Annotated in this window: 10 protein-coding genes and 1 pseudogene; 8 read left to right on the forward strand and 3 right to left on the reverse strand. The window is 64.6% G+C overall.

The annotated features are described in order from the left end of the window. The 3 genes from VN047_RS18570 to VN047_RS18580 all read right to left on the reverse strand — a co-directional run. The coding region (locus tag VN047_RS18570; RefSeq protein WP_325545291.1) for a TolC family protein at positions 1-809 on the reverse strand (809 nt) is incomplete at its 3' end. Further along, on the reverse strand, positions 802-3,966 hold the full coding sequence (locus VN047_RS18575) for an efflux RND transporter permease subunit (protein WP_325545293.1): 3,165 nt from the start codon (positions 3,964-3,966) through the stop codon (positions 802-804). The genes VN047_RS18570 and VN047_RS18575, both read right to left, overlap by 8 nt. Before the next feature lie 4 nt (positions 3,967-3,970). Further along, entirely contained in the window at positions 3,971-5,125 is a 1,155-nt protein-coding gene (locus tag VN047_RS18580; protein ID WP_325545295.1) for an efflux RND transporter periplasmic adaptor subunit, read from the reverse strand. Positions 5,126-5,264: 139 nt separating this feature from the next. Between VN047_RS18580 and VN047_RS18585 the strand changes: the two genes are divergently transcribed. The 8 genes and pseudogenes from VN047_RS18585 to VN047_RS18620 all read left to right on the forward strand — a co-directional run. After that, a complete protein-coding gene (locus tag VN047_RS18585; RefSeq protein WP_325545297.1) occupies positions 5,265-5,870 on the forward strand; it encodes a TetR/AcrR family transcriptional regulator in 606 nt (201 codons plus the stop codon). A gap of 118 nt (positions 5,871-5,988) precedes the next feature. After that, positions 5,989-6,342 carry a hypothetical protein gene (locus VN047_RS18590; protein WP_325545299.1) on the forward strand — a complete coding sequence of 118 codons (354 nt, stop codon included), beginning with the start codon at positions 5,989-5,991 and terminating at the stop codon, positions 6,340-6,342. A 130-nt stretch (positions 6,343-6,472) separates the two neighbouring features. Then, a complete protein-coding gene (locus tag VN047_RS18595) occupies positions 6,473-7,789 on the forward strand; it encodes an MFS transporter (RefSeq protein WP_325545301.1) in 1,317 nt (438 codons plus the stop codon). Positions 7,790-7,974: 185 nt separating this feature from the next. Next, positions 7,975-8,172, forward strand: coding sequence for a preprotein translocase subunit SecE (secE, locus tag VN047_RS18600; protein ID WP_137752919.1), 198 nt, complete (start codon positions 7,975-7,977; stop codon positions 8,170-8,172). Between the two features lie 34 nt (positions 8,173-8,206). Next, on the forward strand, positions 8,207-8,743 hold the full coding sequence (nusG, locus tag VN047_RS18605; protein ID WP_325545305.1) for a transcription termination/antitermination protein NusG: 537 nt from the start codon (positions 8,207-8,209) through the stop codon (positions 8,741-8,743). Positions 8,744-8,793: 50 nt separating this feature from the next. Continuing rightward, positions 8,794-9,729 carry an acyl-CoA thioesterase II gene (locus tag VN047_RS18610; RefSeq protein WP_325545307.1) on the forward strand — a complete coding sequence of 312 codons (936 nt, stop codon included), beginning with the start codon at positions 8,794-8,796 and terminating at the stop codon, positions 9,727-9,729. 154 nt (positions 9,730-9,883) lie between these two features. After that, positions 9,884-10,315, forward strand: coding sequence for a 50S ribosomal protein L11 (rplK, locus tag VN047_RS18615; protein WP_325545309.1), 432 nt, complete (start codon positions 9,884-9,886; stop codon positions 10,313-10,315). Positions 10,316-10,319: 4 nt separating this feature from the next. Continuing rightward, positions 10,320-10,655: pseudogene (locus VN047_RS18620) on the forward strand (50S ribosomal protein L1); the annotation flags it as partial.

Consider the following 10,655-nt stretch of genomic DNA (forward strand, 5'->3'; position numbering starts at 1 on the left):
GGCGACTGGCCCTGCGCGACGAGCGGCAGCGGCGCGGGCAGGGGGCCGGCGACGGGGCCGCCGGTCAGCACGGCGAGGAAATTGTCGGCTTGGGCCTTGCCCAATTTGAGGCTCGCGAGCTGCGTCTCGGCCTGCGTCAGCAGCGTTTCGGACTGGCGATAGTCGAGCGCCGAGGTCACGCCGGCGTCGAGCCGGCGCTTGGCGATGCGAAGGCCCTCCTTGCGGCTCGTCACCGTCGCTTCGGCGAGCTCGATCTGTTCCTCGGCGCCGCGCGAGGAAAAATAGGTCGACGCGACATCGCGGACAAGCGCGAGCCGGAACGCCCGTTCGGCCGCCTCGGTCGCGAGATACTGGCTGCGCGCGGCTTCGGAGAGATTCTTGACGCGCCCCCAGAAATCGAGCTCGAACGACGTCACGCCGACCCCGACCGAATAGCGGTTGATCGTCGCAGTCCCGGTGCCCGGAACAAGCTGGCTGCGCGACCGCGTCGCATCGGCGCTCGCGCCCACCGTCGGCAGGCGATCGGCGTCCTGGATGCGGTACAGCCCGCGCGCCTCCTCGATCTGCGCGATCGCGACGGCAAGGTCGCGATTGCGCTCGATCGCCTGCGCGATCAGCACCTCGAGCTGCGGATCGGCAAAGAAGTCGCGCCATGCGACATCGGTCGCCCGCTGGCCGAGCGTCACGTCGCCCGCGAATTCGGCCGGATAGTCCGCGGCGGTCGACAGCGGCGGGCGCTCGTGCTTCGGCGCCATGTTGACGCATCCGGCGAGCGTCGTCGCCGCGAGCAGCGCGATCAGGTTACGCATGGCCGGGTTCCTCATGATGTCCTTTTTCGGCGGGTGCGGGCGGCCGCTTGCGGCTGATCCACTTGCGCACCGAGAGGTAGAAAAGCGGGATGAAGAAGATGCCGAGCAAGGTCGCGGCGATCATCCCGCCCATCACGCCCGATCCGACCGCGATGCGGCTTGCCGCGCCAGCCCCGCTCGCGATGACGAGTGGCACCATACCGAGGATGAAGGCGAGGCTGGTCATGATGATCGGGCGGAGGCGCAGCTTGACCGCTTCCATCACCGCATCGAGCGTCGATTTGCCCTCGGCCTCCTGCTCGATCGCGAATTCGACGATCAGGATCGCATTCTTCGCCGCGAGCCCGATGATCGTGATCAGCCCGACGTTGAAATAGATGTCGGCCGAAAGTCCGCGCAGCATCGAAAACAGCACCGCGCCGAGCACGCCTAGCGGTACCACCAGCAACACGGCAACGGGCACCGCCCAGCTTTCGTAGAGCGCGGCGAGCAGCAGGAACACGACGACGAGCGACAGGCCGAGCAGCATGCCGATCTGTCCCGCCGACTGCTTCTCCTCATAGGAGATGCCCGTCCACTCGAACGAGAATCCGGCAGGAAGCTGGGACGCAAGCCGCTCCATCTCGGCCATCGCCTCGCCGGTCGACTGACCCGGCGAAGGTTCGCCTGAAATCGTCATCGCGGGATAGCCGTTGTAGCGCTGGAGCTGCGGCGCTTCGGCCGACCATTCGGCCTTGCTGAACGAACCGAAGGGCACCATGTCGCCGTTCGCGCTGCGGACGCGCAGGTCGAGCACGTCCTGCGGGGTCATCCGGCTCGCGGCGTCGGCCTGCAGCAGCACGCGCAACACGCGGCCCTCGCGGGTGAAGTCGTTGGCATAGGCGCTGCCGAAGCTGATCGCGAGCGTCGCGTTGACGTCGCCGATCGACAGGCCGAGCGCGCGCGCCTGGATGCGGTCGATATCGACCTTCAGCACCGGTGCGTCCTCCTGCCCCTCGGGACGGACGTTGGCGAGCAGCTTGCTCTGCATCGCGCCGCCGAGCATCTGGTTGCGCGCGGCGATCAGCGCATCGCGCCCGTTGCCGCCGCGGTCCTGCAGCTTGAAGGTAAAGCCGCTCGAGGTGCCGAGTTCGGGGATCGACGGCGGGCTCAGCGAGAAGGCGAACGCCTCCTTGATGTTCGAATAGGCACCCATCGCCTTGCCCGCGATCGCGTCGGCGCTGTCGCCTTCGCCCTTGCGCTCGCTCCACGGTTTCAGCGGGGTGAACATGATCGCATTCGCCTGGCCCTGGCCAAAGAAGCTGAACCCGTTGACCGACACCACGTTGGCGACCTGCGGCTGTTCGGCGAAGAAGGCCTTGACCTGCTTCGTCGCCTCGTTGGTGCGCTGCGTCGTTGCGCCCGGCGGCGCCTGGATGACGGTCACCAGATAGCCCTGGTCTTCCTGCGGCAGAAAGGATCCGGGCAGGCGGAAAAAGAGCAGCGCGGTCACCGCGACCATCGCCACGAACACGCCGAGCCAGCGCAGCGGCGTTGCCAGCATCTTGCCGACGCCGCCCTGATAGCGGTCGGTCGTGCGGCCGAACCAGCGGTTGAACCCGGCGAAAAAGCGGTCGAAAAATTCGCCGATGCGGCCCTTGCGCGCGGTCTGGTCATGCGGCTTGAGCAGCGTCGCGCACAGCGCCGGGGTCAGCGTCAGCGCGAGCAGCGCAGAGAAGGCGATCGAGATTGCGAGCGTCATCGAGAACTGGCGATAGATGCCGCCGGTCGACCCGGGGAAGAAGGCCATCGGGATGAACACCGCGATCAGCACCAGCGTGATGCCGATGATCGCCGAGGTGATCTGGCTCATCGCCTTCACCGTCGCCTCATAGGGCGGCAGATGCTCCTCGTTCATGATGCGCTCGACATTCTCGATCACGACGATCGCGTCGTCGACGAGGATGCCGATTGCCAGCACCATGCCGAACAGCGTCAGCACGTTGATCGAAAAGCCGAACATCCAGAGGCCGAGGCATGCGCCCGCGAGCGCGATCGGCACGACAACGGTCGGAATGACCGTCGCGCGCCAGTTCTGGAGGAACAGGAACATGACGAGGAAGACGAGCAGCATCGCCTCGGCCAGCGTCTTGACCACTTCCTCGATCGACAGGCTGATGAAGGGGGTCGTGTCATAGGGGATCGACCAGGTGACGTCGGGCGGAAAGCCCTTCGACAGCTCGTCCATCTGGGCACGGATGCCTTCGGCGGTCGACAGCGCGTTGGCGCCGGGGGTCAGCTGGACGGCAAGGCCGGCCATCGGCTTGCCGTTGAGTTCGGACGAGAAGAGATAGCTCGCCGCGCCCAGTTCGACGCGGCCGACGTCGCCCAGCGTCACCGCCGACCCGTCGGGATTGGCGCGCAGGATGATGCTTTCGAACTGTTCGGGCTTGGTGAAGCGACCCTGCGTCGTGATCACGGCGTTGAGCTGTGCGCCCTTGGCGATCGGCTGGTCGCCGAGCTGGCCGCCCGGGGTCTGGCTATTCTGTTCCTGCACGGCGCCCAGCGCTTCGGCCGCCGACAGATTGTACGAAGCGAGCTTCTGCGGGTCGAGCCAGATGCGCATCGCATATTCGGGCGCAAAGGCCTGGACGTTGCCGACCCCGTTCACGCGGCGCAGCTCGTCGAGCACGCGCGTGTTGGCGAAGTTGTTGATCTCCATCGGGTCGGTGTTGCCGCTCTTCGACGTGATCGCGACGATCAGCAGGAAGCCTGCGTTGGCTTCGGTTACCGAGATGCCCTGGCGGCGAACGTCTTCGGGAAGACGCTGCTCGACGCGGCGCAGGCGGTTCTGGACCTCCATCTGCGCATTGTCGATGTCGGTCCCCGCCTCAAAGGTCAGGGTGATCGACGCAGTGCCGTTCGATTCGCTGGTCGAGGCCATGTAGAGGAAACCCTCGACCCCGTTCAGTTCCTGCTCGATGACCTGCGTGACATTCTGCTCGAGCGTGCTCGCATCGGCACCCGGATAGGTGACGCCGATCGTCAGCGACGGCGGTGCGACCGTCGGATATTGCTCCACGGGAAGCCCGCGCAGCGCAATAATGCCCGACAGCAGGATGCCGATGGCGATGACCCAGGAAAAGATGGGCCGGTCGATGAAAAAGCGGGGGGTCATCGAATCAGCGCTTCGTCGTCGGCGCCGATTGCGCCCCCTTGACCGGGGCGACCCGTACGGGCTGGCCCGGCTGAACCTTTTGCAGCCCGTCGACGATCACCCTGTCGCCGGGTTTCAGCCCATCGAGGATCGCCCACTGGCCCGCGACCATCGTGCCCAGCTTCACCGGGCGCGGCGTCGCGACATTCTTGGCGTCGAGGACCATCACGCTCGCGGCATCGGCGGCCAGCTTGACCGCGCGCTGCGGGATCAGCACGCCGTCGGCGCGGTTGCCGGCAAAGATGCGCGCGCGAACGAACTGGCCGGGGAGCAGCGCGGAGGTCGGGTTCGGGAATTCGGCGCGCAGCGCGGCGGTGCCCGTCGCCTCGTCGATCGACAGGTCGAGGAAGTCGAGGTGGCCGATGACCGGGTAGGCGGTGCCGTCCTCGAGGATCAACTGCACCTCGACGCGTTCGAGTTGCGGCACGCTGACCTTGCCCGACCCCATGTCGCCGCGGATCGCCAGCAGGTCGGAGCTCGATTGCCCGAAATTGACATAGACGCGGTCGATTTGCTCGATCGTCGTGAGCAGCGTTCCCTGCGCCGCGGTGACCAGCGCGCCTTCGGTGACTTCGGCGCGCCGCGCCCGGCCCGAAATCGGCGCAATGACCGACGCGTAGCCAAGGTTCAGCCGTGCCGATTCGAGATTGGCCTGCGCCGCGGCGACGTCGGCTTCGGCGGTCCGCTGCGCGGCGACCGCAGCGTCATATTCCTGCTTGCCGATCGCCTGGTCGGCGAGCAGCGGCTGATAACGACCGACAACCTGCCTGGCGTTTGCGGCGGTTGCCTGCGCGCGGGCGAGCTGTGCGCGCGCCGCGTTGGCAGTTGCGATAAGTTCGCGCGGATCGATCCGGAACAGGGGGGTCCCGGCCCGGACATAGCTGCCTTCGTTGAACAGGCGACGCTCGACGATACCGTTGACGCGTGCGCGCACTTCGGACGTGCGATACGCCTGGACCCGGCCCGGAAGCTCGATGACGTTGGGCACCGCCTGCGTCCGGATCGTCACGATATTGACCTCGGGCGGCGGGGGCGCGGGGGGGGCTTCGGACGAGCAGGAAGCCAGCAACAAGGCCAGCGCAGCGCCGACGGCGCAGCTGAGAGGACGAACGCGACTCATATGAACCCCTGAAAAATCGCAGTTGTGCGGGATTGTTATATACGCAAAAGCTTGCGCTGAGGCGCGGTGTAATTTAAATTACAAAAAAGGGCAAGAGAGGGGATCGCAATTGGGCATGTCGGAATCGACTTTATGTCAAATGGATAGATCATCACCACGCGAACGGCGGCAGGAAGCCATTCTCGACGCGGCTGAAACGCTGTTCCTCGAACAAGGCTATGAACGCACCAGCCTTGCCGAAATCGTCAAGCGCTCGGGCGGTTCGCTGGCGACCCTCTATGAACTGTTCGGCAACAAGCAGGGGCTGCTTCGTGCGATCGCGACTCGCTGGTGCGACGAAGCCATGCTGCGGTCGCTTGATGAGGACGCGACCCGGGGACTGTCGAGCGTCGAAATCCTGAAGCGTTATGCGCATCGCCAGAGCGAACTGATGGAATCGCCGCACGCCGTTGCCCTGATGCGGATGCTGATATCCGAAAGTCTGCGCGATCACGAATTCGCGATGCAGATTTACCTCGATCTTCATGTGCCTGCGCTGGAGGAACTGATCGAGCTGTTCGCCGAATGGGCCGCAACGGGCAAGGCCGAGATTGACCGCCCTGACGCCGCCGCGCGCCTGTTCTTCGATATTGTCGTCGGCGATTCCATGCTCAATACGCTGATGGGCATCGAGGTCGAATGGCTGGATAGCGAGCAGATCGACTGGCGGCTCCAGCCGTTCCTTTCGCATTTCAAGATCCGGTAGGGCTGATCAGCGTCGATCGAAAAGGCGGCGCGGCTCTGTGAAGCCGACGTCACTCCCATCTTCCACGTCGTTTCCGCTTCGCGGGAACATTGCACGGGATAACTCGCTGGCGGCGGCTTTGAACGACGTGATGATCGAAGGATTGGCCGTTTCGGGCTTTGTGCCGGCTATCCGGATCGCAACAATTGCACTCCCTTGCCAGCGATCATTCGTTCGGTCGGGGACCGGAATCCGGCGCAGCGTCCCGGCCGGAGTTTGTTTTGAAAGGGCATGCGATACAGCCGGTCATGAGCATCATCGGGTCGGGTCGAAACTCTTTCTTGTGGCGGGAATGAAGGCACATGGATCGAAGGCCGCGGGTGCCGCATGCATGGAGCTGCGCGCCCGGCTGAAAGGCAGCATCGGATCGGGCGTCACGTTGGAGATCGTTGGGCAACCCGCCACCGTCGTCCTTGTGCTGAAGGAATTATAGACGGAAGCGTGCGTGTACCCTCAGGCTGACAAAGGGCGACGTGGATTTCACTCAATGGCAATCCTGCCCCTGTTGACACAATTGTAAATAACTGAAATCTTGCGGCTTCCTGTTTCGGGAGCTTCGTATCTTGGCCAGTACCGCCCTGCCATCGACTGTACCGGTCGACGAAACCTCCGCACTGCGCCCGCGTACGGTGGCGGCCTATGCCGCCACCGCGGGGCCGACCGTAATGCTCGGGCTGCCGTTCAGCGTCTATCTGCCGCCCTATATTGCCGAAGGCGGGGCGATTTCGGTGGCGCTCGTCGGGTTGCTCTTCTCGCTCACCACCATCTGGGACGGCGTTGTCGATCCGCTGATCGGTACGATGGTCGACCGCGTGCGGACCGGACTCGGCGCGCACCGGCGCTGGATGCTGCTTGCGATCGCGCCACTCGCCTTGCTGCTGCTCGCGCTGGTGACGGTGGGCGACCGGCTGCCCTTTGCCGCGCTGTTCCTGATGATGGTGCTCTTCTATTCCAGCTACAGCCTCTACGACGTCGCGCAACTGTCGTGGGGCGCCGCGCTGGTGCGCACGCCGGCCGACAGCGCGCTCCTCTACGGGATGCGCGACTGGTTCGCGAAGATCGCACTGATCCTGGCGTTCGCCGCCCCGGCGGCGGCGCAACTGCTGATCCCGGGGCTCAGTCTGCAGGGGCGGATCATGGCCTATGCAAGCCTGTTCCTGCTCATGGCGCCCGTCGCGCTGTTTGCGATCCGCCGGGTTCCGCCGCGTGCCGTGGTGGCGGAACCCGGCATCGGCTGGCGACACGAAATCCGCGCGTCGCTGGCGTTCCCGCCGCTGATGCTGCTGCTTGGCGTGCAGTTCCTCAACAGCTTCGCTTTCGGATCGCTGACCTCGCTTTTCGTGTTCTTCGCCGCCGCGGTGCTCGATCTCGACGCGCAGAGCGCCGTGCTGCTCTTTGCAAGCTTCATCGGCGGGGCGCTGGCGTCGCCGGTCTGGACCTTTCTTGCGCGGCGGTTCGGCAAGCCGCCGATGATGATCGCGATGGGATTGCTGATCGGCGGGTTGCTGCTCGCGACGCTCGCGCAGGAACCGCGCGGGCTCGGGCAGGCGGTCGGCTTCTCGCTGATGCTCGGGACCGGTTTCGTCGGCCTGCTCTTCACCTACTCGATGCTCGCCGACCTGATCCCGGGCGATACCGTGCGTTGCGGGCGCAATCGCTCGGCCTTTCTCTTCGCGCTTCTGAACCTGATGCAGAAATTCGGCGTCGCCGCCGCGATCGCGGTCAGTTATGCGCTGCTCGACCTCGTCGGCTTCGATCCGCAGAACGGCAAGGCGGCGGCGCGCGAGCTGCATCTGCTGTTCGCGCTCCAGCCGACGACCGCGTGGATTATCATGGCCGGCCTGCTCGTCTGGATGCGCCGCGAGCTCGCCCGCCTTTGACTTGCATTCGCCGCGCGGCCCAAGTAAAGGCCGCTTTCATTCGGACAGATGCGCCGTTTTTCTTCCGCCTTTCGCCGGCATGCCCGGGGAGGGTGGGCGGACTATTGCCCAAAGCACGCTTGACGCGTGACGGGCGGCAACCCATCTGGCCCGAACCGAAGACGTTAAAGGACAGGACGATCGACATGGCGAAGACCAGCCCGGCTGAGTTCATCAATCAGGTGCGCGCCGAAGCCCGCAAGATCGTGTGGCCCACCGGCCGCGAAACGGTGCAGACGACGATCATGGTGCTCATCATGACGACGATCCTTTCGCTGTTCTTTTTCGGCGTCGACACGGTTTTCAACGCGATCGTCAGCTGGCTGACGTCGCTCGCGCGCTAATCGCCGCGGCTACAGGGACAGGATACGGATACACATGGCGCGCTGGTACATCATTCACGCCTATTCGGGTTTCGAGAACAAGGTTCGCGATTCGGTGCTTGCCGAAGCCGAACGCATGGGCCTCACCGACTTCGTCGAAGCGGTCGAAGTGCCCGTCGAGACGGTGACCGAGGTGAAGCGCGGCAAGAAGGTGCAGGCCGAACGCAAATTCTTCCCCGGCTATGTCCTCGCCAAGCTGACGATGACCGACGATATCTATCACCTCGTCAAGAACACGCCGAAGGTGACGGGCTTCCTCGGCTCGATGGGCAAGCCGCAGGCGATCAGCGAAGCCGAAGCCGCGCGTATCCTCAACAGCAAGGAAGAGGCCGCGGCGCGTCCGAAGCAGGAAATCCGCGTCGATTACGAAATCGGCGATCAGGTCAAGGTGCTCGACGGTCCCTTCGCCAGCTTCAACGGGCTGGTCGAGGAACTCGATTTCGAAAAGGCGCGCGTCAAGGTGTCGGTATCGATCTTCGGTCGCGCCACCCCGGTCGAACTCGACTTCGAACAGGTCGAACGCTTCAAATAATACCGGCGCGCCTTGCAGGGCGCGCGTAATCGCTCGAATGGAACCAGCGCATGAGCCTCACTCCCGAAGAGATGCAGGCTCGACTGGACCGCGTGCGCGAAATCCAGGCGAGCTTTTCGCCGGAACAGGTCGTGCGCGGCGTCACCCGTCTGTTCGATCTCGTCCCCGCCGAAGAACCCGACGAATTCACCTTTCCTGCCTTTAACAAGCCGACCCGTCAGCGCATCTTCGGCGGACAGGTGATCGCGCAGGCGATGGTCGCCGCGGCGCGCACTGTCGACCCCGCCAAGGCCGCGCATTCGCTCCATGCCTATTTCCTGCGCGGCGGCGACGAGGCGAAACCGCTTCATTTCCGCGTGCACCGCGATTTCGACGGGCGCAGCTTCGCCAACCGCCGCGTTGTCGTGCGGCAGGATGGCAAGGTGATCTTCAACCTCACCGCGTCCTTCCATGCACCCGAGCCGGGCGCCACGCATCAGGTTCCGATGCCCGATGTGATGCCGCCGGAGGAATGCGCCGAATTCGTCGAGGGAGTCGCCGCGGACCCCAATGTCAGCGACGCGCAGCTCGACCGCATGGCGCGCCTGCGACCCTTTGAAATCCGCAGCTTTCGTCCGCCGTCGACCGAAAAGGGCACGACGCATTATCAATGGTACCGGCTTGCCGCGCCGATCGGCGACGATCCGCTGCTGCACCGCGCCTTTCTCGCCTATGTGTCCGATATGGGGCTGCTGTCCTCGTCGCTGTTGCCGCACGGCTTCACCTGGTCGACGCCCGGACTGTTCTCGACCAGCCTCGATCACGCGATGTGGTTCCACGCCGATATCCGCCTCGACGACTGGTTCGTCTATGTGATGGACAGCGACTGGACGGGCGGCAGCCGCGGGATCAACCGCGGGCTGATCTATCGCCGCGACGGCACGCTGATTGCCTCGGCGGTGCAGGAAGGGCTGATCCGCGTCACGCCGCCCGCGCCGGGCGCATAAGGCTTGTTTTTGGAGGCGTTTGCGCCTATGCGCGCCGCTTCGCGTCAGACAAGGGCGTGATTCCGCGCGGGAGGAAGGGGTGATGCCCTTCTGTTCGACCGCTAATTTTGAGCCACGGATCTGATCCGGGGCAACAGAAAGAAAGGAGGCCATCATGGCCAAGAAGATCAGCGGCTACATCAAGCTGCAGGTGCCCGCTGGCACCGCCAACCCGTCGCCGCCGCTTGGGCCGGCGCTCGGTCAGCGCGGCGTCAACATCATGGAATTCTGCAAGGCGTTCAACGCCGCGACCGATTCCATGGAAAAGGGCACCCCGACCCCGACCATCATCACAGTCTTTGCCGACAAGAGCTTTTCGTTCGTCACGAAGACGCCGCCGGCAACCTACCTGATCAAGAAGGCCGCGAACCTGAAGGCGGGTTCGAAGGAGCCGGGCAAGATCAGCGGCGGCAAGATCGCCCGTTCGAAGCTGACCGAAATCGCCGAGATCAAGATGAAGGATCTCAACGCGAACGACCTGGAACAGGCAACGAAGATCATCGAGGGCAGCGCGCGCTCGATGGGCCTCGAAGTGACGGAGGGCTGATCCGATGGCAAAGCTGACCAAGAAGCAGAAGGCCCTCGAGGGCAAGGTTGACGCGCTGAAGCTTCACGCCGTCGACGAAGCGATCAAGACCGTTCGCGAGCTGGCCTCGGCCAAGTTCGACGAAACGCTCGAAATCGCGATGAACCTCGGCGTCGATCCGCGCCACGCCGACCAGATGGTCCGCGGCGTCGTGACGCTCCCCGCCGGTACCGGCAAGGACGTCAAGGTTGCCGTGTTCGCGCGCGGCGACAATGCCGACAAGGCGCTGGCCGCCGGCGCCGACAAGGTCGGTGCCGAAGACCTGATGGAAGACATGCTCGCGGGTAACCTCGACTATGGC

This window comes from Sphingopyxis sp. (assembly GCF_035565275.1).
Lineage (GTDB): Bacteria > Pseudomonadota > Alphaproteobacteria > Sphingomonadales > Sphingomonadaceae > Sphingopyxis.